The organism is Cohnella fermenti, from assembly GCF_004801405.1.
Classification (GTDB): Bacteria; Bacillota; Bacilli; order Paenibacillales; family Paenibacillaceae; genus Cohnella; species Cohnella fermenti.
Genome location: NZ_SSOB01000015.1, coordinates 125,364 through 151,823 on the forward strand (window position 1 = coordinate 125,364; position 26,460 = coordinate 151,823).

At 61.5% G+C, this 26,460-nt stretch carries 23 protein-coding genes and 1 riboswitch; of the genes, 18 read left to right on the forward strand and 5 right to left on the reverse strand.

What is annotated here, in order from left to right; translation table 11 throughout:
* Nucleotides 1–110 precede the first annotated feature (110 nt).
* From E6C55_RS13705 to E6C55_RS33815, 4 genes are all read left to right on the forward strand, one after another.
* Nucleotides 111–1,082: an ABC transporter permease gene (locus E6C55_RS13705; RefSeq protein WP_136370359.1), complete on the forward strand. Its 972-nt coding sequence runs from the start codon at nt 111–113 to the stop codon at nt 1,080–1,082.
* Nucleotides 1,083–1,979: a carbohydrate ABC transporter permease gene (locus E6C55_RS13710; protein WP_136370360.1), complete on the forward strand. Its 897-nt coding sequence runs from the start codon at nt 1,083–1,085 to the stop codon at nt 1,977–1,979.
* A 75-nt stretch (nt 1,980–2,054) separates the two neighbouring features.
* On the forward strand, nt 2,055–3,629 hold the full coding sequence (locus tag E6C55_RS13715) for an extracellular solute-binding protein (RefSeq protein ID WP_136370361.1): 1,575 nt from the start codon (nt 2,055–2,057) through the stop codon (nt 3,627–3,629).
* A gap of 15 nt (nt 3,630–3,644) precedes the next feature.
* Nucleotides 3,645–3,794 (forward strand): hypothetical protein, encoded by a 150-nt coding sequence (locus tag E6C55_RS33815; RefSeq protein WP_168735635.1) that lies wholly within the window; start codon nt 3,645–3,647, stop codon nt 3,792–3,794.
* 122 nt (nt 3,795–3,916) lie between these two features.
* Here E6C55_RS33815 and E6C55_RS13720 read toward each other — a convergent pair whose 3' ends face one another.
* The 3 genes from E6C55_RS13720 to E6C55_RS13730 all read right to left on the reverse strand — a co-directional run bounded on the left by E6C55_RS13720 (nt 3,917) and on the right by E6C55_RS13730 (nt 6,539).
* Entirely contained in the window at nt 3,917–4,300 is a 384-nt protein-coding gene (locus E6C55_RS13720; protein WP_168735636.1) for a PD-(D/E)XK nuclease family transposase, read from the reverse strand.
* Between the two features lie 123 nt (nt 4,301–4,423).
* The gene (locus tag E6C55_RS13725; protein ID WP_136370363.1) at nt 4,424–5,851 is read right to left on the reverse strand and encodes a sensor histidine kinase; all 1,428 of its coding nucleotides are present in this window, start codon (nt 5,849–5,851) and stop codon (nt 4,424–4,426) included.
* Nucleotides 5,838–6,539, reverse strand: coding sequence for a response regulator transcription factor (locus tag E6C55_RS13730; RefSeq protein ID WP_136370364.1), 702 nt, complete (start codon nt 6,537–6,539; stop codon nt 5,838–5,840). The genes E6C55_RS13725 and E6C55_RS13730 overlap by 14 nt, the downstream gene beginning before the upstream one ends.
* 204 nt (nt 6,540–6,743) lie before the next feature.
* On the opposite strand from E6C55_RS13730, the gene E6C55_RS13735 reads away from it, so the two are divergent.
* The 14 genes from E6C55_RS13735 (at nt 6,744) to E6C55_RS13800 (ending at nt 23,242) form a co-directional block, all read left to right on the forward strand.
* The gene (locus E6C55_RS13735) at nt 6,744–7,688 is read left to right on the forward strand and encodes a hypothetical protein (protein ID WP_136370365.1); all 945 of its coding nucleotides are present in this window, start codon (nt 6,744–6,746) and stop codon (nt 7,686–7,688) included.
* Nucleotides 7,689–7,925: 237 nt separating this feature from the next.
* Nucleotides 7,926–8,027, forward strand: a riboswitch (purine riboswitch).
* Nucleotides 8,028–8,223: 196 nt separating this feature from the next.
* A complete protein-coding gene (purE, locus tag E6C55_RS13740) occupies nt 8,224–8,706 on the forward strand; it encodes a 5-(carboxyamino)imidazole ribonucleotide mutase (RefSeq protein ID WP_136370366.1) in 483 nt (160 codons plus the stop codon).
* A gap of 41 nt (nt 8,707–8,747) precedes the next feature.
* Nucleotides 8,748–9,944 (forward strand): 5-(carboxyamino)imidazole ribonucleotide synthase, encoded by a 1,197-nt coding sequence (purK, locus tag E6C55_RS13745; protein ID WP_136370412.1) that lies wholly within the window; start codon nt 8,748–8,750, stop codon nt 9,942–9,944.
* Nucleotides 9,945–9,951: 7 nt separating this feature from the next.
* Nucleotides 9,952–11,247 (forward strand): adenylosuccinate lyase, encoded by a 1,296-nt coding sequence (purB, locus tag E6C55_RS13750; protein WP_136370367.1) that lies wholly within the window; start codon nt 9,952–9,954, stop codon nt 11,245–11,247.
* A 102-nt stretch (nt 11,248–11,349) separates the two neighbouring features.
* On the forward strand, nt 11,350–12,240 hold the full coding sequence (locus E6C55_RS13755) for a phosphoribosylaminoimidazolesuccinocarboxamide synthase (RefSeq protein WP_136370368.1): 891 nt from the start codon (nt 11,350–11,352) through the stop codon (nt 12,238–12,240).
* 106 nt (nt 12,241–12,346) lie between these two features.
* Nucleotides 12,347–12,589, forward strand: a complete 243-nt coding sequence (gene purS, locus E6C55_RS13760) for a phosphoribosylformylglycinamidine synthase subunit PurS (RefSeq protein ID WP_136370369.1) — start codon at nt 12,347–12,349, stop codon at nt 12,587–12,589.
* Nucleotides 12,590–12,595: 6 nt separating this feature from the next.
* Nucleotides 12,596–13,288, forward strand: coding sequence for a phosphoribosylformylglycinamidine synthase subunit PurQ (gene purQ, locus E6C55_RS13765; protein WP_136370370.1), 693 nt, complete (start codon nt 12,596–12,598; stop codon nt 13,286–13,288).
* On the forward strand, nt 13,266–15,509 hold the full coding sequence (gene purL / locus E6C55_RS13770; RefSeq protein WP_136370371.1) for a phosphoribosylformylglycinamidine synthase subunit PurL: 2,244 nt from the start codon (nt 13,266–13,268) through the stop codon (nt 15,507–15,509). The genes purQ and purL overlap by 23 nt, the downstream gene beginning before the upstream one ends.
* A complete protein-coding gene (purF, locus tag E6C55_RS13775) occupies nt 15,494–17,038 on the forward strand; it encodes an amidophosphoribosyltransferase (RefSeq protein WP_136370372.1) in 1,545 nt (514 codons plus the stop codon). Before purL ends, purF begins: the two co-directional genes overlap by 16 nt.
* Nucleotides 17,039–17,086: 48 nt before the next feature.
* Nucleotides 17,087–18,133: a phosphoribosylformylglycinamidine cyclo-ligase gene (gene purM / locus E6C55_RS13780; protein WP_136370373.1), complete on the forward strand. Its 1,047-nt coding sequence runs from the start codon at nt 17,087–17,089 to the stop codon at nt 18,131–18,133.
* A complete protein-coding gene (gene purN, locus E6C55_RS13785) occupies nt 18,130–18,786 on the forward strand; it encodes a phosphoribosylglycinamide formyltransferase (protein ID WP_136370374.1) in 657 nt (218 codons plus the stop codon). The genes purM and purN overlap by 4 nt, the downstream gene beginning before the upstream one ends.
* 102 nt (nt 18,787–18,888) lie before the next feature.
* Complete coding sequence (gene purH / locus E6C55_RS13790; protein WP_136370375.1) at nt 18,889–20,436, forward strand: bifunctional phosphoribosylaminoimidazolecarboxamide formyltransferase/IMP cyclohydrolase; 1,548 nt, start codon at nt 18,889–18,891, stop codon at nt 20,434–20,436.
* A gap of 113 nt (nt 20,437–20,549) precedes the next feature.
* The gene (purD, locus tag E6C55_RS13795; protein WP_136370376.1) at nt 20,550–21,818 is read left to right on the forward strand and encodes a phosphoribosylamine--glycine ligase; all 1,269 of its coding nucleotides are present in this window, start codon (nt 20,550–20,552) and stop codon (nt 21,816–21,818) included.
* Nucleotides 21,819–22,417: 599 nt separating this feature from the next.
* Nucleotides 22,418–23,242 carry an alpha/beta hydrolase gene (locus E6C55_RS13800; protein ID WP_136370377.1) on the forward strand — a complete coding sequence of 275 codons (825 nt, stop codon included), beginning with the start codon at nt 22,418–22,420 and terminating at the stop codon, nt 23,240–23,242.
* 153 nt (nt 23,243–23,395) lie between these two features.
* Here the strand turns inward: E6C55_RS13800 and E6C55_RS13805 are convergent, their stop codons facing one another.
* On the reverse strand, nt 23,396–25,399 hold the full coding sequence (locus E6C55_RS13805) for a glycoside hydrolase family 15 protein (RefSeq protein ID WP_136370378.1): 2,004 nt from the start codon (nt 25,397–25,399) through the stop codon (nt 23,396–23,398).
* A 5-nt stretch (nt 25,400–25,404) separates the two neighbouring features.
* Nucleotides 25,405–26,436, reverse strand: a complete 1,032-nt coding sequence (locus tag E6C55_RS13810) for a LacI family DNA-binding transcriptional regulator (protein WP_136370379.1) — start codon at nt 26,434–26,436, stop codon at nt 25,405–25,407.
* Nucleotides 26,437–26,460 lie beyond the last annotated feature (24 nt).

Sequence of the window (26,460 nt, forward strand, 5' to 3'; positions counted from 1 at the left end):
TCACCTGCCGTTTGTCAAGAATGGCTACCGGTGTCAAAAGCTATCTGTAGCGCCGTTGCGGCCGCCGCGGCTATGATCGGGTTGCCAGTGATTCGGAAAGGGTGAGCATCATGAGCGGAACCAAATCGGAACTCGCAGCATTCGCAACAGACAGAGATGAGGTGATCGTCCGCCGCCAGTCGCGATGGAAGAGAGTCGCGCAAGACCGTTCCTTATACGTCATGCTGCTTCCTGTAATCGCCTTCTACCTATTGTTTAAGTACGCTCCCATGGGCGGGGAGATTATCGCCTTCAAGAATTACCGCTTCGTCGACGGCATTCTCGGCAGCGACTGGGTCGGGCTTAAGCACTTCAGGCTGCTGTTCCAAAGCCCGGACTTCTGGAGGGTGCTGCGCAACACGCTTCTGTTGAACGTGTACAGCCTTGTTCTGGGATTCCCCGCCCCGATCCTGCTGGCCCTCATGTTAAATGAAGTTCGCAAGGAATTGTTTAAGCGCGTCATTCAGAACCTGCTGTACATTCCCCACTTTATCTCTTGGGCGGTGCTGGGAGGCATTCTGATCGCGGTTCTGTCGCCGAGCACGGGAGTTGTCAACTTCGTCTTGGAACGCGTATTCGGATTGGAGCCGATCTACTTCATGGCCAGCTCCGCCTGGTGGCCGGCGGCCTATACGGTATCTTCGATCTGGCGCGAAGCCGGCTGGGGCACCATTCTGTATCTGGCGGCGATGGCGGCGGTCGATCCGCAGCTCTATGAAGCGGCGAAAATCGACGGAGCCGGCAAGCTGCGTCAGATCTGGCACATCACGCTCCCGGGTATCCGCAGTACGATAGCGATTCTGCTTATCCTCCGCATGGGCAGCATGATGGACGTCGGACTGGAGCAGACGCTCTCGCTGCAGAATTCCTCGGTGCTCGACGTAGCCGACGTAATCAGCACCTATGTGTACCGGATCGGCCTGCAGAACATGAACTACAGCTACTCGACTGCACTCGGCCTCTTCCAATCGTTGATCGGCCTCATTCTGGTCGTCGGCGTCAATCGCGTCATTCGTCTTATCGGGGAAAGGGGGCTGTGGTGAATGGAATACGGACATAAGAGAGTCTCCCCGTTGTCGCTTGCTCTGCGCGCATTAAATGTTGTGCTGTTGTCGTTGTGCGCCTTCATTGCGCTATATCCGTTCTGGTATGAGATATCGGCGTCCTTCAGCAGCAGCCGCGCCATTACCGCCGGCGAGGTGTCGCTGTGGCCGGTCGAATTCAACACCGTCGCTTACGAGCGGCTGCTGCAGGACGGTCAACTGTTCCGGGCGATGGGCAATACGGCGCTGGTTACGCTTGTCGGCACGCTGTTCAACATGGCGATGACCGTTCTGGCCGCCTATCCGCTGTCGCGCAAGCGGCTGCTCGGACGCGGACCGCTTCTGTTGTTCATTACCTTCTCGATGATTTTCGTAAGCGGCCTCATTCCGAACTTTATTCTGATCAAATCGCTGGGGCTTATGGACTCCTACTGGGCATTGTGGCTGCCGGGTCTGATCAGCACTTACAACATGTTCGTCATGAAGAGCTTCATGGAAGGGCTGCCGGAGGAGATCGAGGAATCGGCTGCGATTGACGGGGCGGGCAACTGGCGTATTCTGGTGCAAATCATGCTGCCTCTGTGCAAGCCGATTCTTGCCGCGCTGTCGCTGTTCTATGCCGTCGGCTGGTGGAACGCATACTTTAACGTCATGTTATATATCACAAGCTCCGACTTGCAGACGCTCATGCTGAAGCTGTACCAGATGATCACCTCCGTGGACCCGAGCCTGCTGAACGGGGGCGGAGGGAGCGAAGCCGCCTCTACGGTTGTACTGACGCCGGAAGCGATCAAGGCGGCTTCGGTTGTGGTCGCGATAGCGCCGATCCTGTGCGTGTACCCGTTTTTGCAGAGATATTTTGTCAAAGGCGTGCTGATCGGCTCGGTCAAAGGGTGATATCAGAGGGCGGGCTCCCGTTGCTTGCCCTTCGATATAAATTCGCGATACCATCATAACAAAGGGGTTGAAGGAATGGTTAAACACGTAAAGATTGCCGCAACTGCCATGGCGGTCTGCTTGTCGATGAGTGCGCTCGCGGCATGCAGCTCGAAGTCCGATTCATCGGAGAGCGGCGGCAGCGCTTCGGCAAGCAAGCCATCCATTAGCGTCTCGGTGTTCGATCGAGGCACCGTATCGAGCGAAGAGGGGACTTACGAGAGCAACCGCTGGACCAAGTGGATCAACGAGAACAGCCCGACGAAGGTGGATTGGGTTCCGGTTCCGCGCAACGAAGCCCAGACGAAGCTGAATACGCTGATCGCTTCCGGCAGCGCGCCGGATCTCATCTGGGAATATTCTCGCGATTATATCGTTCAATTGGCCAATCAGGGAGCCATCCAGCCGATCGACGAGTATCTCGATAAATATAGCACCAGCTACAAGGCGTACTTGGAGTCCCACTCGGAGCTGCTGCCGTACTTGAAGATCGATGGGAAAATGTATGCCGTCGCCAGCGAGCGGGGCATCGATTCGGTCGCCAACCACGGCATGTGGATTCGCAAGGACTGGTTGGACAAGCTGGGATTGGATGCGCCTGCAACGGTGGAGGAATTGCTGGAGGTGGCGCGCAAGTTCCAGACCGAGGACCCGGACGGCAACGGCAAGGACGATACCGTGCCGATCGTGTTTAACTATAACTTCCCGGGCATTCTTCAAGCGTTCTTCCAAGCGAATTCGACGCAATGGTATGCCGAGGGCGAGGGCGTTCAGCTCGGGCGGCTTCTGGATCGCTATGAGGACTACTTGAGCCTCCATAAGCAATTGTTCGACGAGAAGCTGATCGACCAGGAATACATCACGGACTCGAATTATACGCGCGCCATGCAGAACTGGACAACGGGCAAGGCCGGCATTCTGTTCGGCAGTTGGAATATGGAGTCTCAATATCGGGACTTGGTGGCCAATGTGCCGGATGCGGAGATGGTGCCCTTGGAATCTCTCGAGACCAAGTACGGCAAGAACGGCCTTTATCAGGAAGCGCCTCCGGGAATCTATGTCGCGTTCAACAGCGATATGAAGGAGGACGAGATCGAAGCGGCGTTCAAATTCCTCGATTGGCTGATCGACGGGGGCTGGGAACCGCTTAAGCAAGGAGAAGAGGGTGTCCATTATCAGGACGTAAACGGCGTGCCGCAGACCATCGATGCGGATAAATTCAAGACGGAAGCCGGCTACGCCTATGAGTATGCCATCGTTAACCAAAGCGCGCCGCAGCCGGAATGGTTCCCGATCATGGCCGCTTCCGACGAGGTCTCGCAGGCGTACGCCAAGCAGAAGGCGGCCTCCCTGGAGACGGCAATGAAGAACACCTATCGCCGCGACATCGCTTATGCGCCGGGAATGGCGGAGCTGACGCAGTTGATGGCTACGTTCGACCCCATCGCGCAGCAGATCGAAGCGAAGGTCGTTACCGGCGGCCCCGGCATGACCCCCGCCAAGGGAATGGAGGAGCTGCGCTCGGAATGGAAGCGTCTGGGCGGCGACACGATCAACCAGCAGGTAAACAAATGGTACGCGGAGAACAAGGATCAGTTGACGACGAAGTAGATCATCATACGGAAAATGATACCGAAGGCGATCCTTGCCAAGCCGGAAGAATTCGACAAGTTCTGGGACGACTATTTGTCGCAATTGGAGAAGGCTGGCGTTCACAAGGCGGAAGAGCTTCGTCTGCAGTTGGTTCAAGAGCGCGTGAAGCTGTGGAACGAATAAGCACGCTTGGGTCGTAGCTATAACAACAAGCTGAAATAGCCAAACGGGACGAAGAGGGAATTTCCCTGCTTCGTCCCGTTTGCGCTTCCGGTCTAATGTCAAGACAAAGTGATGTGATGTCCTCAAACGCGACTTCGTCTCAATGATTCGATACGCTGCAAGTCGATCCCCGTCGCTTCGGCGATGTCGTCAGCCGTGAAGCCTCTCACTAGCATTCGTATTGCGGTCTGCTCGACACCTCGCTCAATCCCGTCGTTCGTCGCATCCTGCAGCCAGGTGGCCCTGTCGTGCAGCGCCTTCTCTCTCATCCGGTACAACCGCCGCGTCACCTCGTCGCTTGCGAGCTGGTTCAGTCGGTCTTCCGCTTCTCCGATCATCTCATCCACCTCCATCAATTCTTGCAATTGTTCGGGTGTCACGTCCTGCTCTAGGAATCTCAGCCAGCGGTGCAGCGGGTCGTCGATGTCGAAGACAACCTCCTTGTCGCCGATCCACTCCCCGCCCAACTGGGTATCGCCGATAAAGACCACTTCTGCAATGAGCTGGCTGCCGCCGCGAGATGTGCGGAAACGGGAGGTGCGAGGTGCGTTGCGGGGAACGGTCAGGGAGCGCTTCCCTGACCGCTGTGCTTAGTCTTGCGGGAGGGGAAGCCGCACCTCGAAGGTGCTTCCGCCCCTGCTGTGGCCGCGATCCCCGCCTCCACCTGTACCGCCATCTCCGCCCGCTCCACTCCCGCCCGCGCTGCCGCGAGCGACGACCGAGATGCGGCCCTGATGGGCGTCGACGATCCACTTGGCGATCGAGAGCCCGAGGCCGTGGCCCCCGGCCTCCCTGGCGCGGGCCTGGTCCGAGCGATAGAACCGGTCGAAGATGCGCTGCGCCTCGTCGTCCGGAATGCCGGCGCCGGAATCCGTCACCGCGATTCGGAACATCCGTCTCCGGCTCATGGCGAGCGGGTCAAGCTCGACGACAATCCGGCCGCCTTCGGGCGAGTACTTGATGGCGTTGTCCAGCAGAATGTACAGAAGCTGGGTCAGCTTGTCCGGGTCGCCGTAGGCCGGCACGCTGGGCGGCGCCTCCAGCTCGATCGCGATTCCCTTGGCCGCGGAGAGCAGCTCCATGGAACGGATCGTCCGCTCGGCCCACGGGCGAAGATCGAACTTCCGGCGGTCCAATTGCACGTCGCCGGAATCGGTGCGGGCGATCATCAGCAGGTCGGACACCATGGCGGACATCCGCTTCACCTCGTTCCGCATGCCTTCGAGCGTGCGCTCCGTATACTCGGGGCTCTCCTCCGAAGGCTCCCTCGTCTCCATCCGGATCGAGTCGATCGAGGAGAGCATGACGCTGAGAGGAGTGCGCAGCTCGTGAGACGCGTCGGCCAGGAACCGCTTCTGCCGCGAATACGATTGCTTGATCGGAATCATCGCTTTGCCCGACATGTAGCGGGCCGTCCAGTAGGCAATCAGCGAGAAGGCGGCGGCAAGTCCGATAAGCGCGAGCAGCATTAATTGGAAGGTGCGGTAACGGGAAGTGACGTTCAAGCCTACATACAGCGTTGCGCCGACATCGGGGCCGAGGTTGATCGCCTCTCCCGCCATCATGAGGCGAACGGCGGAGGTTGCGCCTTCGAGCGTTCCGTTGCGAATGGACCCGGGCTTCGGCGTCCAGCCGCTCACAAGGGCGAGGATGTTCTCCCGCAGCGAGGGAGCGGCCTCGCTGCCCGCGAGGATCGACCCGTCTTCTCCTATTAAGTAATAGAAGAAAAGCTCGTTGCCCGACTTGCGGAACCTCAGGCTGTCCAGGTCGAACCGGTCGATCTTCCGATTGTCGCTCCAATCGCTGCGAAGCTGATCGGTCTGCTGGCGAAGAAGCTCTCGCAGATCGCTCGCCTGCTCGCTCATGATCAAGTAATGAAGCAGGAAGTATATAACGGCGATAAACAGCGCCAGGAACAGCGTAATCAACCCGGTGTAAAGCAAGGTCAGCCGGTAGTGGGTGCGGCGGAACAGATCCTTGCGGCCGTCAGAGATAGAGAGCGGTTTACGGTCCGTCATCGGAGCCCGCCTCCAACTTGTACCCGACTCCCCGCACGCTGTGGATGCTGTCGCTGTGGCCGAAGGGCTTCAGCTTCTTGCGCAGCAGCTTGACCGTCGCGTCGACAATCTTGGGCGACACCTCCGATTCATACCCCCAGATTCTCTCCATAATAAGCTCCCGGGGGAGAACCGCTCCCCGGTTGCGCTGCAGCAGATCGAGAAGCTGGAATTCGCGCGGGCTGAGCGCGGCGGAGAAGCTCTCCTGCGATATCTCCTGGCTGCTGCGGTTCAGAACGAGCCCATCCAGCCGCACCTTCTCCTCCAGCACCGGCGCGAAGTTCCTTCGGCATAACGCGCGAAGCCGGGCGAGCAGCTCCCCGATCTCGAACGGCTTCATCAAGTAGTCGTCGGCTCCCGCGTCGAGCCCCTCGATGCGATCCTCGAGCGCATCCTTGGCCGTCAGCATCAGGATCGCTCCGGAATAACGCTCCTTGCGAAGCCGGCGGCAAGCCTCGACCCCGCTCAGCTTCGGCATCATCCAATCCAATATCGCGACGTCGTAGAACGACGACAGGCAGTATTCGCATGCATCCTCCCCGTTGCGCACCCAGTCCACCGCCTCCAGGCCGCTCTTCCTTAACATGCGAACGACGAGGGCGCCCAAGTGAGGATCATCCTCGGCCAGCAATACCCGTTGCGGATTCATCGTTGCCCTCCTTGCCGGCACCCGGCTCTTCTGGCCGAATGCGAAGCTACCGTCTAAGCATAACGGCCCAATCTGAAAAGAAGCTGAAGCGAGGATAAGAGAAAACAGGAGAATGGCGCGCTTTCACCGATTTTTCACCAAGGGCCGTTATATTGAGGATGTCGACGACAACCACCATTACAACGATCAAGGAGTGTTCTCATGATGAAGAAGATGCAAAAGGCAATTCCGCTGGCCGTAGGCTTGACGCTTCTCTTCTCCGGCTCCGCCTTCGCGGCGAGCCCCGAACCGTCCCATTCCGTCGCCTCGTCCTCCAAGATCGCTGCGGGCGATTACCAGATCAGCTTCGATCAGGCTTCCATCGCCTCGAACGTATATGTGCAGAACCTGCTGGGGCTGACGAAGAACGAGCTTCTGAAGAGGCTTCAGACGGGCGAGTCGCTCGAGGATATCGCGGAGGACGAAGGCGTGGACACGGACGATCTGCTCGATGCCCTGCTGCAGGCTTCCGGCAACAAAATGGCCGCCGCTGTGAAGGAGGGCGAGCTCACTTCCCAGGAATACGAGAATACGAAGACGGGCCTGAGGGACCAATTGACGGACTTCCTGGACAAGCAGGTCCCAAGCGCGAACACGAATGCGAACAATGCGAACGCGAATACGAATACGAATGCGAACACGAGCGCCGCGGCGCAGACGAGCTCGAACGCAAGCAGCCACCGGCTTAACCAGGCGGCATACTTGCTCGGCTTGTCCAAGTCGGAGGTCGAGAAGCAGACGGAAGCCGGCAAGTCGATCGCGCAGCTCGCGAAGGAGCGCGGAATCGATTCCGGCAAGGTCGTGAACGGAGTCGTGTATGCGGAGAAGCTGTGGATCGCCGAGCAGTTGAAGAAGCCGTGGACCGGAACGAGCGCGAGCACGTCGGAGCAGCAGCAGGAGTTCAAGGACAACGGTTATCTGGCGAAGGCGGCGAGCCTTCTCGGCCTGACGGAGACGCAGCTTGCCGCGAGGCTGAAGGCCGGGGCGACCGTCGAGCAGCTTGCGAAGGAGCGCGGAATCGACCTGAGCAAGATTACGAGCGGACTCGTGAGCTTGGCGCAAGAGCGAATCTCCAAGGCGGTCAATACGCAGGGGGGACATCTGGAATAGGGTTCGGGGAAAATAAGGGGGGCCTTGCCGGCGGCGAGGCCCTCCGTCTGCTTGGCGTTAAGCGGACAGATGCGGAAAATTGTCGAATAATGGGGTTGCGAGGCGTACGGCGCACACAGGGGAGCTCGCTAAATCCGCATATTTGTTTGTAGCCTAAATCCGAACATTCGTATTTTCACATTAAATAAGTGTTCGTCTTTGAATTGACATCCATGTGAGGTTGGGGTAAACTTAGAACCGTAAAAAAGCTGATTCGCTCGTATATAGTCGGGGATAAGGCCCGATCGTCTCTACCCGGAAACCTTAAATTACCGGACTACGAGCTCTGACGATGGCGAAATAGGTGGAATATCGGAGAATATGGCCGCTTGCGGCCCGGAGCCCGATGTTGCGCCTATGTGGCGTCCGTCTGGGCGGAAGTTTGGCGAACGAAGTTTCCGCAAGAGAGAAGATGGGGGTGATGGGGAATACTGACAGTATACCCATCGGCCTCTTTGTGTGTTTGGGAACGATTTACAAGGGGAAGGGTGGATTTATGTCGACACTTGTCGGCGTCATCATGGGCAGCACGTCCGATTGGGAGACCATGAAGCGAGCGTGCGACGTGCTGGACGAACTGAACGTATCTTATGAGAAGAAGGTCGTCTCGGCTCACCGGACACCGGACCTGATGTTTGAATATGCGGAGAGCGCGGCCGGCCGCGGGCTCAAGGTGATCATTGCGGGCGCCGGGGGCGCCGCGCATCTTCCGGGGATGGTCGCCGCGAAGACCGTCCTGCCTGTCATCGGAGTGCCCGTCAAGTCGCAAGCCTTGAACGGGCTTGATTCGTTGCTGTCGATCGTGCAGATGCCGGGCGGCATCCCGGTCGCGACGGTCGCGATCGGAACGGCGGGGGCGACGAACGCGGGCCTGCTGGCGGCGCAGATCGTCGGCGCCTTCGATCCGGACGTTCAGGCGCGCGTTGCGGCCAGACGCGACCGGATTACGGCGGAAGTGCTCGCGGGAGAATTGCCATGAATGGCGGATTCAAGCTGGTGAACCTCGGCGCGGCGGACGGCATGATCTGCGAGGACGGCTACTGCGCGGTTCCGGGCGCGGCGGAGGCACGGAAGCCGATTCTGCCGGGTTCCACGATCGGCATTCTCGGCGGCGGCCAGCTCGGGCGAATGCTTGCCCATTCGGGCAGCCGCCTCGGCTACAAGTTCGTGACGCTGGACCCGACGCCGGACTCGCCATGCGGCCAGACGGCACAGCAGATCGTCGCCGGCTACTCGGACCGCGAGGCGGCGCGCGAGCTGGCGAAGCGCTCGGACGTCATCACGTACGAATTCGAGAACGTCGACGCGGACGTGGCGGCGATGCTCGAACAAGAGTCGTACGTGCCGCAAGGAAGCAAGCTGCTGCATACGACGCAGCATCGCCTGCGCGAGAAGCGGGCGATCGAAGCGGCGGGGGCGCGGGTCGCTCCTTACGCGGAAGTGGACAGCCTGGCGTCGCTTCGCGAAGCGGCTTCGAGTCTCGGCTTGCCGGCCGTGCTGAAGACGGCGACCGGAGGATACGACGGCAAGGGCCAATGGGTGCTTCGCTCGGAGGATCAGTTGGCGCCCGCGTGGAGCGAGGCGGAGAAGGCGGGGACGGAGCTCGTGCTCGAGAAGTTCATCTCCTTCGAGCTGGAGATCTCGGTCATCGCGGCCCGCCGGCCTTCGGGGGAGGTCAAGACGTTCCCGCCGGCGGAGAACGTGCACGTGGACAACATTCTTCATCTGTCCATCGTGCCGGCCCGCATCTCGGACGAGGTGCGAGCCGAAGCGGAGCGCCTCGCGGTGTCCATCGCGGAGACGCTCGGCGCGGTCGGCCTGATCGCGGTCGAGATGTTCGTCGCATCGGACGGGACGCTGTACGTGAACGAGCTGGCTCCGCGTCCGCACAACTCGGGGCACTATACGATGGAGGCGTGCCGCACGTCGCAATTCGAGCAGCACATCCGCGCGATCTGCGACCTGCCGCTCGGCGATCCGTCGCTGCTCACGCCGGTCGTCATGGCGAACATTCTGGGCGAACACATTCCTCCGCTGCTTGCGTGGATGGAATCGCGGGACGCGGAAGCGGAGCGCCTGGGCGTTGAGCCGAAGGTTCACCTGTACGGCAAGGCGGAAGCCAAGAACAAGCGCAAGATGGGGCACGTGAACGTGCTGGCTGCCCATACGGAGTCGGCGCTCGCATGGATCTCCCAATCGAATATATGGAGGGTTTGATTTTACGATGATTGATCGCTACAGCCGCCCGGAGATGCGGGCCATCTGGACAGAAGAGAACAAATTCAAGGCATGGCTGGAAGTCGAGCTGTGCGCCTGCGAAGCGTGGGCCGAGCTGGGCCACATTCCGAAGGAAGACACCGTGGAGCTGCGCAAGAACGCGAAGTTCGATATCGATCGCATCTACGAGATCGAGCTGGAGACGCGCCATGACGTCATCGCCTTCACCCGCGCAGTGTCGGAGAGCCTCGGGCCGGAGCGCAAGTGGGTGCACTACGGCATGACCTCGACGGACGTCGTCGACACGGCGCTCGGCTACCTGCTTAAGCAAGCGAACGAGATTCTCGACCGCGACCTGGTGAACTTCGTCGAGATCGTGCGCGGCCAAGCGATCAAGTACAAGTCCACTCCGATGATGGGACGCACACACGGCGTTCACGCCGAGCCGACGACGTTCGGCCTGAAGCTGGCGCTGTGGCACGAAGAGATGAAGCGCAACCTGGAGCGCTTCCGCCGCGCGGCCGACAACGTCGAGTTCGGCAAGATGTCCGGCGCGGTCGGCACGTACGCGAACCTCGACCCGTTCGTCGAGGGCTTCGTCTGCGACAAGCTCGGCATCAAGGCGGCGCCGATCTCGACGCAGACGCTGCAGCGCGACCGTCACGCCGAATACATGGCGACGCTGGCGCTGATCGCGACGTCGCTGGACAAGTTCGCGACCGAGATTCGCGCGCTGCAGAAGAGCGAATTCCGCGAAGTCGAGGAGCCGTTCGCGAAGGGCCAGAAGGGCTCGTCCGCAATGCCGCACAAGCGCAACCCGATCGGCTGCGAGAACATCAGCGGCCTCTCCCGCGTCATTCGCGGCCACATGCTGACCGCGTACGAGAACGTGCCGCTCTGGCACGAGCGCGACATCTCGCACTCCTCGGTCGAGCGCATCATTCTGCCGGACGCGACGATGCTGCTCAACTACATGCTGAACCGCCTCGGCAACATCATCAAGAACCTGACGGTGTTCCCGGAGAACATGAAGCGCAACATGCGCAGCACATACAACGTGCCGTTCTCCGGCCGCGTGCTGACGAAGCTGATCGACAAGGGCTTCAGCCGCGAGCAGGCGTACGACACCGTGCAGCCGCGCGCGATGCAAGCGTGGGAAGAGCAGCGCGACTTCCGCGACATCGTCGCAAGCACGCCGGAGATCACGGAAGTGCTCTCCGCCGAGGAGATCGCCGACTGCTTCGACCCGAGCTGGCACCTGAAGCACGTCGATACGATCTTCGAGCGCCTGGGGCTGAAGTAAGCCTCGCGCCGCTGGGGCAGGAATAAGTGTATAAATGGACTTCATTAAATAATAAGCACGATCGCATGCAGCAAGATTAAGTTGCCACCCAAGGAGGCCATCATGTCCACCGTAACGCTGTCCACCGCCGAAGGGCTGATCCAAGCTCCGCTCCTCCACAAAGGCAAGGTGCGCGAGCTGTACGACCTCGGCGACCGGCTTCTGATCGTCGTCACCGACCGCATCTCGGCTTTCGACTATGTGCTGGACCCGCCCGTTCCGGGCAAGGGCTCCGTGCTGAACGGGCTCAGCTCGTTCTGGTTCGACCAGACGGCGGAGCTGCTCCCGAATCACGTCGTCCATACGGACGTCAACCTCCTGGGCGACCTCGTTGCCGAAGAGGACAAGCCGAAGCTGGCGGGCCGCATCATGGTGTCGAAGAAGGCGAAGCGCATCGACATCGAGTGCGTTGTCCGCGGCTATATCACCGGCGGCGGCTGGCGCCAGTACCAGACGACGGGCGAAGTGAACGGCATCAAGCTGCCGGAAGGGCTGCGCAAGAACTCGAAGCTCGAGCTGCCGATCTTCACCCCGGCTGGCAAGAACGATGTCGGCCACGACGAGGACATCCCGTTCGAGGAGATGGCCCGCCGCGTCGGCCAAGACCTGGCGGAGCAGCTTAAGCAGCTCAGCTTGAAGCTCTACTCCTTCGGGCGCGACTTCTGCGCGAAGAAGGGCATCATTCTCGCCGACTGCAAGTTCGAATTCGGCCTTATCGATAACGAGGTCATTCTGATCGACGAGCTGTTCACCCCGGATTCCTCGCGCTTCTGGGCCGAAGAGAACTACAAGCTCGACGTCGAGATCGACAGCATGGACAAGGAGCCGGTGCGCGCCTACCTCTCGAATTCGGACTGGGACAAGAACAGCCCGCCTCCGAGCTTGCCGGACGAGGTTGTTGCGGCGACTTCGGCCCGGTACCGGGACATTGCGAATCGCCTGATGAACGGTTGATTACCGGCTGATCGCCCCTTCAGACAGAACGCCCCGCCGCCCGCGACAAGCCGCACGGATGGGACAAGACCACACCTTTTTCCCCAACATAGGAGGAGAATCACTCATGAAAGCAACGGTATACGTAACGATCAAGGAAAACGTGCTCGACCCGCAGGGCAACGCCGTCCAAGGCTCTCTGCAGACGCTTGGCTTCAGCGAAGTCGCGAAGGTGCGCATCGGCAAGTACCTGGAGCTTCAGCTCGACACGACGGACCGCGCGGAAGCGGAAGAACGCGTCAAGGCGATGTGCGAGAAGCTGCTCGCCAACACCGTCGTCGAAGACTACCGCTTCGAACTGGAGGGCTGAGACCTCATGAAATTCGCGGTTCTCGTGTTCCCGGGCTCCAACTGCGACATCGACATGCTTAAGGCAGTCGAAGACGTCGTGCAGCAGCCCGTCGATTACGTCTGGTATACGTCCACCGACCTGTCTGAGTATGATGCGATTCTCGTTCCGGGGGGCTTCTCCTACGGCGACTACCTGCGCTGCGGCGCGATGGCCCAGCTCGCTCCGGTCATGCAAGAGGTGCGCAAGGCGGCGGAAGCGGGCAAGTTCGTCCTCGGAGTCTGCAACGGCTTCCAGATTCTCACCGAAGCGGGCCTCCTGCCGGGAGCGCTTATCCGCAACGACTCGCTGAAGTTCCGCTGCCACCAGGTCGGGCTTCGTGTCGAGAACGCCGGCACGGCATTCACGAACGATTACGAGCAAGGCGAAGTCGTCACGATCCCGATCGCGCACGGCGAAGGCAACTTCTTCTGCGACGAGGAGACGCTGGCCAGCCTGAACAAGAACAACCAGATCGTATTCCGCTACGCGGGGGACAACCCGAACGGCTCCCTGGACAACATCGCGGGCATCTGCAACGAGAAGGGCAACGTCGTCGGCATGATGCCGCACCCGGAACGCGCGGTCAGCGAGCTGCTTGGCTCGGCGGACGGCGCCCGGATGTTCACATCAGTACTCAACGCTTGGAGGGAACGCAATGGCGCAGCAAGTATCCGCTAAGGAGCCGACGATCGAGCAGATCGCCGAGCAGAAGATATACAAGCAATTCGGGGTATCCGACTCCGAGTATGAACTGATCTGCGGGTTCCTCGGCCGCAAGCCGAACTACACCGAGATCGGCGTGTTCAGCGTCATGTGGTCCGAGCATTGCGCGTACAAGAACTCGAAGCCGCTGCTGCGCCGCTTCCCGACGACCGGGCCGCGCGTCCTCATGGGACCGGGCGAAGGCGCGGGCATCGTCGATATCGGCGACAACCAGGCCGTCGTGTTCAAGATCGAGTCGCACAATCACCCGTCCGCGGTCGAGCCGTACCAAGGCGCGGCAACCGGCGTCGGCGGCATCATCCGCGACATCTTCTCGATGGGCTCCCGCCCGATCGCCTTGCTCAACTCGCTGCGCTTCGGCAAGCTTGAGAACGACCGCGTCCGCTACCTGTTCGAGCATGTGGTGAGCGGCATCGCCGGCTACGGCAACTGTATCGGCATCCCGACCGTCGCGGGCGAAGTGATGTTCGACGAAGCGTACGAAGGCAACCCGCTCGTCAACGCGATGTGCGTCGGCCTCATCGACCACGACCAGATCCAGCGCGGCGTCGCCAAGGGCGTCGGCAACCCGGTGTTCTACGTCGGCCCGGCGACCGGACGCGACGGCATCCACGGCGCGACGTTCGCTTCAGAGGACCTGACCGCGGAATCCGAAGCGAAGCGCTCGGCCGTCCAGGTCGGCGACCCGTTCATGGAGAAGCTCGTCATGGAAGCGACGCTCGAGCTGATCGCCTCCGGCATCGTGCTCGGCATTCAGGACATGGGCGCCGCAGGCCTCACCTGCTCCAGCGCGGAGATGGCGTCCAAGGCCGGCAACGGCATGGAGCTGTACCTCGACGAGGTTCCGCAGCGCGAAGAAGGCATGACGGCGTACGAGATGATGCTGTCCGAGTCGCAGGAGCGCATGCTGTTCGTCACCGAGCCGCAGCATGAGGAGCAAGCGAAGGCGATCTTCGAGCGTTGGGGCCTCCACTGCGCGAAGGTGGGCAAGGTAACCGACGACGGCCGCCTGCGCCTGTTCCACAAGGGAGAAGAAGTGGCCGACATGCCGGTCAAGGCGCTTGTCGACGACTGCCCGATCTACGAGAAGCCGTCCAAGGTGCCGGACTACTACCTGAAGAACGGCTCCGTCGACACGAACGGCTATGAGCAAGCGACCGATCTGACGGACGCGCTGCGCAAAGTGCTCGGCTCCCCCTCGCTCGCGAGCAAGGAGTGGGTGTACAGCCAGTACGATTACCAGGTGCGGACTTCGACTGCGGTCGTTCCGGGCTCCGATGCCGCCGTCGTGACGATTCGCGGCACGCGCAAGGCGCTGGCGATGACGACGGACTGCAACGGCCGTTACGTCTACCTCGATCCGGAAGTCGGCGGACGCATCGCGGTCGCGGAAGCGGCGCGCAACATCGTCTGCTCCGGCGGCGAGCCGCTGGCGATCACCGACAACCTGAACTTCGGTTCGCCGGAGAAGCCGGAAGTGTTCTGGCAGATGGAGAAGGCGGTCGACGGCATGGCGGAAGCTTGCCGCTTCCTCGAGACGCCGGTTATCGGCGGCAACGTCTCCTTGTACAACGAGAACTCGAAGGGCGCCATCTACCCGACGCCGGTCGTCGGCATGGTCGGCCTCGTTCACGACACGGACCACATCACGACGCAAGAGTTCAAGGCCGAAGGCGACGTCATCTTCCTGCTCGGCGAGACGAAGGCGGAGCTTGGCGGCAGCGAATTCCAGTACGCCGTTCACGGCGTCACGGAAGGCCGTCCTCCGGAGCTTGACCTTGCGACCGAGCAGCGCCTGCACAAGGCCGTTCTCGGCCTGATCCAGCAAGGGCTCGTCGCTTCGGCGCACGACCTGTCCGAAGGGGGCCTTGCGGCGGCGCTCGCGGAATCCGGCTTCGGCCGCGGCCTTGGCGCAACGGTCGACTTCCAGTCGAACCTGCGCCCGGACATCGCACTGTTCAGCGAATCGCAATCGCGCATCCTGCTGTCGGCGAAGCCGGACAAGGCGGAAGAGGTAGCTGCGGCGCTTAAGGCGGCCGGAGTGCCGGCTGCGCAGCTCGGCACGGTAGGCGGAGAGAACCTGACGATCAAGATCAACGGACATACGGCCATCTCGGCGCCACTCGGCGAATTCCGCAAGGAATGGAAGGAAGCGATCCCATGCCGGATGAAGTGAAGTCCATAGCGGCGACTCGCTTGGCTTACCCGCCAAGCAAGTCGGCTCTCGGGGAGCTTGCGCCCTCCGAGTCCCGCTTCTGGACCGGCGACCACTACAACCAAGGCAACTTCCAGGAAGACATCTTCGACAAGGCGAAGGAAGAGTGCGGCGTGTTCGGCGTGTTCGGCCATCCGGATGCGGCGGGCCTGAGCTATTACGGCCTGCACGCGCTGCAGCACCGCGGCGAGGAGAGCTGCGGCATCTGCACGACCGAGGACGAGACGTTTAACTACCATCGCGGGATGGGGCTCGTCAAGGAAGTGTTCGACCGCGAGCGCCTCGAAGCGCTGAAGGGCGATCGCGCCATCGGCCACGTCCGCTATTCGACCTCCGGCTCGAGCAAGCTCGCGAACGCGCAGCCGCTCGTGTTCAAGTACCGCGACGGCGATCTGGCCGTCTGCACGAACGGCAACCTCGTGAACGAGCCGATCATCCGCCGCGAGCTGGAAGAGCAGGGCTCGATCTTCCAGACGTCCAGCGACACGGAAGTCATCGCCCACCTCATCGCCCGCTCGCCGAAGGACCTCGTCGACGCGGTCAAGGATGCGTTCGCCCGCCTGATCGGCGGCTACGCGTTCCTGATCATGACGAAGGACCGCCTGATCGCGGCCTGCGATCCGAACGGCTTCCGTCCTCTCGTCATGGGACGCCTGGGCGACGCTTACGTGTTCGCAAGCGAGACGTGCGCGTTCGAGACGATCGGTGCGGAATACGTCCGCGACGTCGAGCCCGGCGAGATTCTTGTGCTCGACAAGAACGGCTTGCGCGAAGACCGCTTCGCCCCGATGGAGCGCCGCGCCGTCTGCGCGATGGAGTACATCTACTTCGCGCGCCCGGACAGCGACATCTACCAGGTGAACCTGCATTCCGCGCGCAAGCGCATGGGGCGGCATCTCGCGCTCGAAGCGTTCGTCGACGCGGATATCGTCACCGGAGTGCCGGATTCGAGCATCTCGGCGGCGATCGGCTATGCGGAGCAGACGGGCATTCCGTACGAGCTCGGCCTCATCAAGAACAAATACACCGGACGCACCTTCATCCAGCCTTCTCAAGAGCTGCGGGAGAAGGGCGTCAAGATGAAGCTGTCCGCCGTTCGCAAGGTCGTTGAAGGCAAGCGCGTCGTCATGATCGACGACTCGATCGTCCGCGGCACGACGTCGCTGCGCATCGTCAACATGCTGCGCGAGGCGGGCGCGACCGAGGTGCACGTGCGTATCTCGTCCCCTCCTTTTATGAACCCGTGCTACTATGGCATCGACACGCCGAACCCTCGCGACCTGATCGCGAACACGAAGACGGTCGAGGAGATCCGGAAGGCGATCAACGCGGACTCGCTGTACTTCCTCAGCAAGAACGGGCTGATGGAGGCGGTCGGCAAGCACGAGGGCGAGAAGAATCGGGGCTTGTGCCTGAGCTGCTTCGACCACGACTATCCGACGCAGGTGCAGTTCGAGCTGGCGAAGACGACGTCCTGCAGCTGCGATTAAGGGACAAGACTTATAGGGACAAGAATCATACTTAGAGGGGGACCTACTGTGTCCGAAGCGTACAAGCAGGCGGGCGTCGACATTGCCGCAGGCAACGAAGCCGTCGAACGGATGAAGAAGCACGTCAAGAAGACGTTCCGCCCCGAGGTGCTCACCGGGCTGGGCGGCTTCGGCGGCTTGTTCGGCCTGAACAAAGACAAATACGAGGAGCCTGTGCTCGTCTCCGGAACGGACGGCGTCGGCACGAAGCTGAAGCTGGCGTTCTCGCTCGACAAGCATGACACGATCGGCATCGACGCGGTCGCGATGTGTGTGAATGACGTCGTTGTGACGGGCGCCGAGCCGCTGTTCTTCCTCGACTACCTCGCTTGCGGCAAGCTGATTCCCGAGAAGGTCGAAGCGATCGTCAAGGGCGTGGCGGAAGGCTGCCAGCAAGCGGGCTGCGCGCTCATCGGCGGCGAGACGGCCGAGATGCCGGGCATGTACCAGGACGGCGAGTACGACATCGCCGGCTTCACCGTCGGCATCGTCGACCGTCCGAAGGCGATCGACGGCTCCGCGATTGCGGCGGGAGACGTCGTGATCGGCCTCGGCTCCAGCGGCGTTCACTCGAACGGCTACTCGCTTGTGCGGAGCCTCCTGATCGACAGGATGGGCTACTCCTATGTGGACGAGCTTCCGGAGCTGGAAGGCAAGAAGCTCGGCGACGTGCTGATCGAGCCGACCCGCATCTACGTCAAGTCCGTTCTGAAGCTGCTTGAGAGCGTGAAGATCAAGGGAATGGCGCACATTACGGGCGGAGGCTTCATCGAGAACATTCCGCGCGTGCTGCCGGAGACCGTCAACGTCGACATCGAGCTCGGCTCGTGGCCGATTCAGCCGATCTTCAAGCTGATGCAGCGGGACGGTAAGATCAGCGACCGCGACATGTTCACGACGTTCAACATGGGCGTCGGCATGGTGCTGGTGGTCCCGGCCGAGCAGGCGGACGAGGCCGTCGCGCTCGCGAAGGAGAACGGCGAGGCGGCGTACGTGATCGGCAAGGTAACGGAAGGCAGCCGGATCGTCACGTTCGGAGGAGTCGAGCTGCCATGACGGCGGCGGGGGCGGCGAGAGCGGCCGGAGCGGTCGGCGCGGGAAGTCCGCTGCGGATCGCGGTGTTCGCTTCGGGCAGCGGCAGCAACTTCCAGGCGCTCGCCGAGGCGATTCGCGACACGGGCATTCCGGCCGAGATCCGGCTGCTCGTCTGCGACAAGCCGGCGGCGCGGGTCGTGCAGCGGGCGGAGAGCCTCGGCATTCCGGCGTTCGTGTTCCGGCCGAAGGAATACGCTTCGCGCGAAGCGTACGAGACGGACATTATCGGGCGGCTTGAAGCCGAAGGGATCGAGCTGATTGTGCTCGCGGGCTACATGAGGCTTATCACCGACGTGCTCGTGCAGCCGTATTACGGCCGGATGATCAATGTGCACCCGGCGCTGCTGCCGGCCTTCCCCGGCGTGAACGCCATTCGGCAGGCGCTCGACTACGGGACGAAGCTTGCCGGGGTGACGGTTCACTTCGTCGACGGAGGCATGGATTCCGGTCCGATCCTTGCGCAGCGGGCGATCGAGATTCGCGAAGACGAGAGCGAGGAGTCGCTGACGGAGCGCATCCACGCGGTCGAGCACGAGCTGTATCCGCTGGCCGTCCGCTGGATCGCCGAAGGCAAGGTCGAGCTGGACGGCAGGCGCGTTCGCATACGAGAGTAAACAAAGTCGTCATCGAGACGGCCAACTATTCGCAATCGGCTTGTTCCGCGCATGTTCGGCGTCGGGGCGAGCCATCATTTTGGACAGGGAGTGAGAACCTTAATGGCAATCAGAAGAGCGCTTGTGAGCGTCTCCGACAAGACGGGGATCGTAGAGTTCTGCCGCGAGCTGGCGAACCAGGGCGTGGAGATCGTCTCGACCGGAGGAACGAAGACGCTGCTCGAGAAGGAGAACGTGCCGGTCATCGGCATCTCCGACGTGACGGGCTTCCCGGAAGTGCTGGACGGACGCGTGAAGACGCTGCACCCTGCCGTACATAGCGGGCTGCTCGCCATCCGCGACAACGAAGAGCACATCGAGACGATGAAGAAGCTTGGCCTGGATTACATCGACATCGTTATCGTGAACCTGTACCCGTTCCAGCAGACGATCGAGAAGCCGGACGTCAGCTACGAAGACGCAATCGAGAACATCGACATCGGCGGTCCGACGATGCTCCGCTCCGCGGCGAAGAACCATGCGTTCGTCACCGTTGTCGTCGATGCGGGCGACTATGCCAAGGTTCTCGAGGAAGTGAAGGCGGAAGGCGACACGACGCTCGAGACGCGCAAGCGCCTGGCTGCGAAGGTGTTCCGTCATACGGCCGCTTACGACTCCCTCATCTCCGACTACTTCGCCAAGGTGCTGGACGAGCCGCTTCCGGAGCGTCTGTCGGTCACTTACGAGAAGGTGCAGGAGCTTCGCTACGGCGAGAACCCGCACCAGAAGGCGGCTTTCTACAAGAAGCCGCTCTCCTCGGAGGGCAGCATTACGCGGGCGAAGCAATTGCACGGCAAGGAGCTCAGCTACAACAACATCAACGACGCGAACGCCGCTCTCTCGATTCTGAAGGAATTCGACGAGCCGGCCGTTGTCGCCGTGAAGCATATGAACCCTTGCGGAGTCGGCATCGGCGCGGACATCGACGAAGCGTACCGCAAGGCATATGAAGCCGATCCGACGTCCATCTTCGGCGGCATCGTGGCGGCGAACCGGACGATCGACACGGCGACGGCGGCGAAGCTGGGCGAGATTTTCCTCGAGATTGTCATTGCCCCCGACTTCACGCCGGAAGCGCTCGAGATTCTGCAGAAGAAGAAGAACATCCGCCTGATGACGATCGGGGAGCTGGATGCGGGCAGCAAGCGCGAATCGGAATGGCTCGTGACGAGTGTCGAAGGCGGCATGCTCGTGCAGCAGAGCGATGTTCACTCGCTGACCGAAGCGGACCTGACGGTTGTCACCGACCGCGCTCCGACGGCGGAAGAGCTGAAGCAGCTTCTGTTCGGCTGGAAGGTCGTCAAGCATGTGAAGTCGAACGCGATCCTGCTCGCTGCGGACAACATGACGGTCGGCGTCGGCGCCGGCCAGATGAACCGCGTCGGCGCGGCGAAGATTGCGATCGAGCAAGCGGGCGAGAAGGCTCGCGGGGCGGTGCTCGCCTCGGACGCGTTCTTCCCGATGGGCGACACGCTGGAGCTGGCGGCGAAGGCCGGCATCACGGCGGTCATTCAGCCGGGCGGCTCGATCAAGGACGCGGAATCGATCGCCGTCGCCAACGCGAACGGAATCGCAATGGTCATGACGGGCGTCCGCCACTTCAAGCACTGATTCGCGATATATGCGACACGCATGATGAGCATGGCGCGCATGATGCGCGGGATAAACGGGATTCGTTAGAAGCGAGATGCCGATTGGCTTAGATGATTAAGGGGGATTCCGACATGAACATTCTGGTGATCGGGCGAGGCGGACGCGAGCATGCGATCCTCTGGTCGCTCAAGCGAAGCGACAAGGTGAAGCAGTTGTACTGCGCGCCCGGCAACGCGGGAACGGCACAGATCGCCGAGAACGTGGATATTGGCGAGTTCGAGTTCGACAAGCTCGTCCAATTCTCGCTCGACAACGCCATCGACCTCGTGGTCGTCGGACCGGACGATCCGCTCGCGGCGGGCATCGTCGACGTCTTCGAAGCGGCGAAGGTGCCGGTGTACGGGCCGCGGAAGAACGCCGCCGAGATCGAAGGCAGCAAAATCTTCATGAAGAACCTGCTTAAGAAGTACGACATCCCGACCGCGAAGTACGAGACGTTCACCGATTACGAGACGGCGGCGGCCTACCTGCGGGAGCAGGCGATTCCGATTGTCATCAAGGCGGACGGCCTCGCGGCGGGCAAGGGCGTGACGGTGTGCTTCACCCGCGAGCAAGCGGAGGAAGCGCTTCGCGATACGATGGTCGACAAGTCGTTCGGAGCGGCGGGAGACAAGGTCGTCATCGAGGAGTTCCTCGAAGGCCAGGAGATGTCGATTCTCGCGTTCGTGGATGGAGAGACGGTTCGCCCGATGACCGCAGCGCAGGACCACAAGCCGGCGTATGACGGCGACAAGGGGCCGAACACGGGCGGCATGGGCACGTATTCGCCGCTGCCTCACATTCCGCAATCGATCATCGACGAGTCGATCGAGACGATCATCAAGCCGACCGCTAAAGCGATGGTTGCGGAAGGCCGCCCGTTCCGCGGTGTGCTATACGCCGGCCTCATGATCACGAAGGACGGGCCGAAGACGATCGAGTTCAACGCCCGCTTCGGCGACCCGGAGACGCAGGTGGTGCTCCCTCGTTTGAAGACGGACCTGGTCGATATTTTCCTCGCGTCCATCAACGGCCGCTTGCACGACATCGACATCTCCTGGAGCGACGAGGCGGCGGTATGCGTCATTCTCGCCTCCGGCGGCTATCCGGGCTCGTACGCCAAGGGCTTGCCGATCAGCGGCTTGGACGAAGCGGCTGCGGACGCTCTGGTGTTCCACGCGGGAACGGCGGAGAAGGACGGCGAGATCGTGACCAGCGGCGGACGTGTGCTCGGCATCGTCGGGCGCGGAGCGGACATCGCGGCGGCTCGCGCCAACGCGTATGCGGCGGCTGACCGCGTGCAGTTCGAGGGCAAGATGAACCGCACCGACATAGCGGCGAAGGCACTGGTGCGCGTGTAGCGGAAGAGACATGACCGCCCGTTAGCCGATGAATGCTGCTGTCCCCCGTCAGTTGCCAGGATTTTATGCGAAAATCCACATTGGAGCGGCACGAGAACGAGCAGGTTGAACGATTATATGTGAAAAATAGCATACATGGAGGGGATTCCGGCCGGAGTTTCCGTATATATGCTAAATTCTGCATAAAACGTCGCGATTCCGCCGAATCCAGACTGACGAATGTGATAAACCGCATAAATCGTCGTTTTCACAGTCATCCTCATTCAAAAGAACCGTCGAACACGTTCCCTCTCGGGAGCGTCCGGCGGTTCTTTTTTTGTCAGCATCCGTGTCAGTGTCATTCCTTCCAGAACAGCGCTTTGCGGTTCGCGAAGACGTACGAGACGGAGAACACGATGCCGAAGATCAGAATTGTCGTCAGCACGTGATGGGCGAGCCAATTCACGATTAGATCCATGCGCGATCACCTCGGTGTCGGTTGGTCTGGTTAGTTGGTTTGTATTAGCATAACCGAACCGATCCCTTGACATTCGCGCGAACAGCGTGTAAATTTAATACATAGTAAAATAATCGGAATTAACGGAATAGGGGGCGGTTCCATGCAGCGCGCATTGACGATCCGACACGAGGGACTGAACTTGGCGGCGACCATACATTATCCGAATGACATTCACCACCACAGCGGGGAGAAAAAGTGGCCGATCATCGTTGTCGCGCACGGGTTCGTGGGCAATCGGGTCGGCGTGGACCGCTTGTTCGTGCTATCCGCATCGGAACTGGCGAGTCAGGGCAATCTCGTCATTCGCTTCGACTATGCGGGCTGCGGCGAGAGCGACGGCGTCTACGGAGAGCATGGCCTCGACTCGATGATCGAGCAGACGCGGGCGGTGCTCGACTACGCGCTCGGCCTCGACATCGTCGACCCGTGCCGGGTGACGCTGCTCGGCCACAGCCTCGGCGGTGCGGTCGCGCTGCTGACGGCCGTGCGGGATCGCCGCGTGAAGTCGCTGATTCTGTGGGCGCCGGTCGGCTACCCGTTCAACGACATCGTGCGCATCGTGGGCCGCAGCACGTACGAGGAAGCGGTAACGAAGGGAGCGTCCGATTACCTCGGCTACGAGCTCCGGCCGTCGTTCTTCGACTCCCTGCTGAAGCACCAGCCGTTCCAGGAGACGCAGAAGTTCTCGGGCGACGTGCTGCTCGTGCACGGAACGGGAGACGACGTCATTCCGGTGGACTACACATTCCTGCTTGAGAAGACGTTCTGGCTTCGCGGCGAGGGGCGCTGCGACAAGGTTGTGATTTTCCAGGCGGATCATACGTTCACACGCGGCGAGTACAAGAAGGAGCTGTTCCGCGCGACGACCGACTGGCTCGCCGGCTACGAGCAGCGCCAGAGCGACTGGCAGCACTGGAGCATCTGACGCATTTCGCGGCGTATTCGGAGGAATGCGGGGGATGGGGCGGGAGGAGCAGATTGGCGCAGCGCCGCATGGAGCCCCAGGATGAGTCGTGGTTGCTCAATTAACAGAACACCCCGTCCCCGCGGCTTGCGCCGAGTGGGGACGGGGTGTTGTTCAGCCCGCCAAGCTGCCGGATTCGGCGGCGGGCGAACCGCTCTTCGAGCGGGCTTCCGCGATCAGGTGCACCGCGAGGATAAACATCGCGTGCGACCAGGTGAGCGGCACGACCCAGGCGGTGTCGCCGGAGTCGCGGTCGACTTGCTCCGGCAGCAGGCCGCACAGCGACTGGTGGCTCGCGGCCCAGTCGAGGTGCTTCATTGCTTCGTCAAGCTGGCCGTTCGTCGCGCGGTATTGCGCCAGCCACAGCGTCGTCAGAAGCCACGGATTGCCGCCGATGTAGCCGTCGTTCTCGTAGCGCTTGATGCCGCCGACACCGGGCACGGTAAGGGCACGCTCGACGGCGTCGGCCGTGCGGACGGCTTGCGGGTGGTCGGGAGCGACGACGGCGAACGGAACCGAGATGCCGAGCAGGCTCACATCGACGATCGGATCGTAAGCGACGCGGCAGCGCTCGTAGCCCTTGTCGTCGACGAGGCGGGACACGGCCATGCCTTCCAGCTCCGCCTGCTCCGCTCTCCAGCCTTCGACGGCCAGATTGACGCCGCGGTAGTAGGCGCCGCGCTCTTCATTCCAGCAGAGCGTTGTAATGGTGTCCGCGATCCGGTCGGCGACGGCGTTCCATTCACCGCCAAGCGCAGCCTCCCCCTTCAGCTCCGCGAGCGACGCGGCCGCCTTCAGGCCGGCGTACACCGCTGCGGAGGAGTATGTGTGCTGCCCGTTCCGCTCTTCCCACAGATCGTGGCTCGGCAGCGGCAGCCCGTTCGTTCCGTCAATGGAACGGACAAGGAACTCGGCGCCCTTGCGGACCGCAGTCCACACCGACTCCAGGAACGCGCCCCGTTCCGCCTCCGGCAAGGCCTGATAATGCTGGTTCATGCCCCACAGAATCGAGGACCCCTCGTCGATCTGAAGCCCCCATGAAGGCGCAAGCGTGCCGTCGTGGTAGTGGCGCTGCTGCCAGGAGCCGTCCGCGTCCTGCGCGGTCAGCGTCCATTCATAGAAGCGGGTCGACATAGCGAGCAGCCCCGCCTTGTCGAGCGCCGTCGTGATGAACGCGGCGTCGCGGCCCCAGCAGTACGCATAGCCGCCGCAGCGCGAGAAGCGTTCGTCGAATTCCGGAGCGGCGATAATGCTGCCGGTCTCCTCGTCGGTCATGAGCTTCATCGTGAGCAAGGAGCGTTCATACAACGCCTCCAGGTCGGGGCGATCGAGCGGGCATGCCGGGACCGAATCGAGGTACTGCTGCCAGTATTCCGCCGTACGGGAGCGCAGCTCGTCGGCGCCGATCAGCTTGGCGGTCCCGAGCGCGGCGAGCGCTTCCGGCTGGCGGCGGCCGGCGGCCAGGAGGACGGTCATGCGGACCGTCTGCCCCGGCGCCACGTCGCGGAATTCCCACTGCATCGCGCCTTCGGGAGACATCTGAATCCGGTCGCCGTTCAGGTTCCCCGCGTTCGCCGCATCCCAGGCGTATCCGGCCTGATACTTCATGCACACGTTTGCACCCGAGAACGCAAAACAATAATCGCGGCGGAAGTGAACGAGGGCGTCCGACTCCGGTACGAATTGCGTCGTATGGTAGTACGGGCTCTCGGCCGTCAGCACGGAAGCGTAGAAGAGGAACGAGAAGGAGAGCGGCTCGTCGCCTTTGTTCGTGAAGCGATAATCGAACACGAGAATGTCATCGTCCGGTACGGAGTACAGCTCGGAGCGCACCCCGACGGGACAATTCGCGGAATCGGCCCCCACGGCGAAAATATTCGTGCGAGGAACATAAGCGGCTTCATGCGTCCAGCCGTCTTCCGCTGCGTCGAACCAGGTGGTGCGCTCGGCTCCGCCGACCCGAAGGCCGGCGCGGATGGCGTCCGCGTGCTGCGGAATGTCGACATTGGGCCACCAGAACCGGACGAGCCGGCCCGTCTTCAGCACCGAAGCGAGGAATCGGGAGTTGCCGATTACGGCATCGATCAGGTAAGGCTTTTTATCCAACGAGAAGGTCATGAGGATCAGCTCCGTTTGTTTTTTTGCCCGAGGGACGATTCGCGAACGATCAATCGATGCGGCACGATAACGCACATCTGCTGCGGCTTGTCTCCCTGGATGGATCGGATCAGTTGCTGGGAAGCCATATAGCCGAGCTGGTAGATGCCGATGTCGATGCTGCTCAGAGGGGGCGATGACAGCTCGGCGAGCGCGATGTTGTTGAAGCTCACCAGGCTCAGGTCGTCCGGGACCTTGAAGCCGAGCTCGTTCAAGCCGCGCAGCACCCCGAACGTCACGAGATCGTCCACGACGACGAGGGCGGTCGGGCGCTCCGGAAGATTCATGAAGAAGGACATCGCGCGGTAGCCGCTCTCCTGAAGGAACTCGCCCTCGACGATCCACTCCGGCAGCACGTGCAGGCCGCTCGCGTCCATCGCCTGACGGAAGCCTTCCAGCCGGTCGAGCGACACGGTCAGGTTAGGCGGTCCGCTGACGAAGCCGATCCGTTCATGCCCCTGGGAGATGAGATGCTGGGTCGCATCGAACGCCGCTTGCACGTTGTCGTTGTCCACGCACAGAATGTCCTCGTCCTCCCGGTTGTGACCGATGAGAATGAACGGGAACGCTTCTTTTTTCAGAAAATGAATGATGGGGTCGTTCTTGCGGGACTGCAGCAGAATAACTCCGTCCACGCGACGACCCTTGACGAGCCGGGTAACCGCCTCGAGCTCGCCTTGCTCCGAATGGCCAGCCGTCATCAGCAGGTCGTACCCGTTGCGCGAAGCCTGGGTGGTAATCCCGCGAATGTTCTCGGCGAAGAACTGGTTCTGGAACAGCTCCTCCGCCGGACGCGGAAGAATCATTCCGAGCGTGTATGTCTTATTGGAGACGAGGCTTCGGGCCATGATGTTGGAGTGGTAGCCAAGCTCCTCCATGATCTCCTTGACCTTCCGGGTCGTCTCCCTGCTGATTCGAGGATGGTTGGAGAGCACGCGGGAGACGGTGGAAGGCGAGACCCCGGCCTTCTTGGCGACGTCTTTGATTGTAATGGACATAAAAGGACCTCCACGAAATCTGTG

Excerpts from the sequence above, each read along its gene's own strand:
- purK (WP_136370412.1), top strand. The coding sequence starts at position 8,748 with ATGATCTGCGAGGACGGCTACTGCGCGGTTCCGGGCGCGGCGGAGGCA.
- purB (WP_136370367.1), top strand. The coding sequence starts at position 9,952 with ATGATTGATCGCTACAGCCGCCCGGAGATGCGGGCCATCTGGACAGAA.
- purS (WP_136370369.1), top strand. The coding sequence starts at position 12,347 with ATGAAAGCAACGGTATACGTAACGATCAAGGAAAACGTGCTCGACCCG.
- purE (WP_136370366.1), top strand. The coding sequence starts at position 8,224 with ATGTCGACACTTGTCGGCGTCATCATGGGCAGCACGTCCGATTGGGAG.
- E6C55_RS13805 (WP_136370378.1), bottom strand. The coding sequence starts at position 25,399 with ATGACCTTCTCGTTGGATAAAAAGCCTTACCTGATCGATGCCGTAATC.
- E6C55_RS13810 (WP_136370379.1), bottom strand. The coding sequence starts at position 26,436 with ATGTCCATTACAATCAAAGACGTCGCCAAGAAGGCCGGGGTCTCGCCT.
- purH (WP_136370375.1), top strand. The coding sequence starts at position 18,889 with ATGGCAATCAGAAGAGCGCTTGTGAGCGTCTCCGACAAGACGGGGATC.
- purF (WP_136370372.1), top strand. The coding sequence starts at position 15,494 with ATGCCGGATGAAGTGAAGTCCATAGCGGCGACTCGCTTGGCTTACCCG.
- purD (WP_136370376.1), top strand. The coding sequence starts at position 20,550 with ATGAACATTCTGGTGATCGGGCGAGGCGGACGCGAGCATGCGATCCTC.
- E6C55_RS13715 (WP_136370361.1), top strand. The coding sequence starts at position 2,055 with ATGGTTAAACACGTAAAGATTGCCGCAACTGCCATGGCGGTCTGCTTG.
- E6C55_RS13725 (WP_136370363.1), bottom strand. The coding sequence starts at position 5,851 with ATGACGGACCGTAAACCGCTCTCTATCTCTGACGGCCGCAAGGATCTG.
- purQ (WP_136370370.1), top strand. The coding sequence starts at position 12,596 with ATGAAATTCGCGGTTCTCGTGTTCCCGGGCTCCAACTGCGACATCGAC.
- purL (WP_136370371.1), top strand. The coding sequence starts at position 13,266 with ATGGCGCAGCAAGTATCCGCTAAGGAGCCGACGATCGAGCAGATCGCC.
- E6C55_RS13705 (WP_136370359.1), top strand. The coding sequence starts at position 111 with ATGAGCGGAACCAAATCGGAACTCGCAGCATTCGCAACAGACAGAGAT.
- E6C55_RS33815 (WP_168735635.1), top strand. The coding sequence starts at position 3,645 with ATGATACCGAAGGCGATCCTTGCCAAGCCGGAAGAATTCGACAAGTTC.
- E6C55_RS13800 (WP_136370377.1), top strand. The coding sequence starts at position 22,418 with ATGCAGCGCGCATTGACGATCCGACACGAGGGACTGAACTTGGCGGCG.
- E6C55_RS13730 (WP_136370364.1), bottom strand. The coding sequence starts at position 6,539 with ATGAATCCGCAACGGGTATTGCTGGCCGAGGATGATCCTCACTTGGGC.
- purN (WP_136370374.1), top strand. The coding sequence starts at position 18,130 with ATGACGGCGGCGGGGGCGGCGAGAGCGGCCGGAGCGGTCGGCGCGGGA.
- E6C55_RS13710 (WP_136370360.1), top strand. The coding sequence starts at position 1,083 with ATGGAATACGGACATAAGAGAGTCTCCCCGTTGTCGCTTGCTCTGCGC.
- E6C55_RS13735 (WP_136370365.1), top strand. The coding sequence starts at position 6,744 with ATGAAGAAGATGCAAAAGGCAATTCCGCTGGCCGTAGGCTTGACGCTT.
- E6C55_RS13755 (WP_136370368.1), top strand. The coding sequence starts at position 11,350 with ATGTCCACCGTAACGCTGTCCACCGCCGAAGGGCTGATCCAAGCTCCG.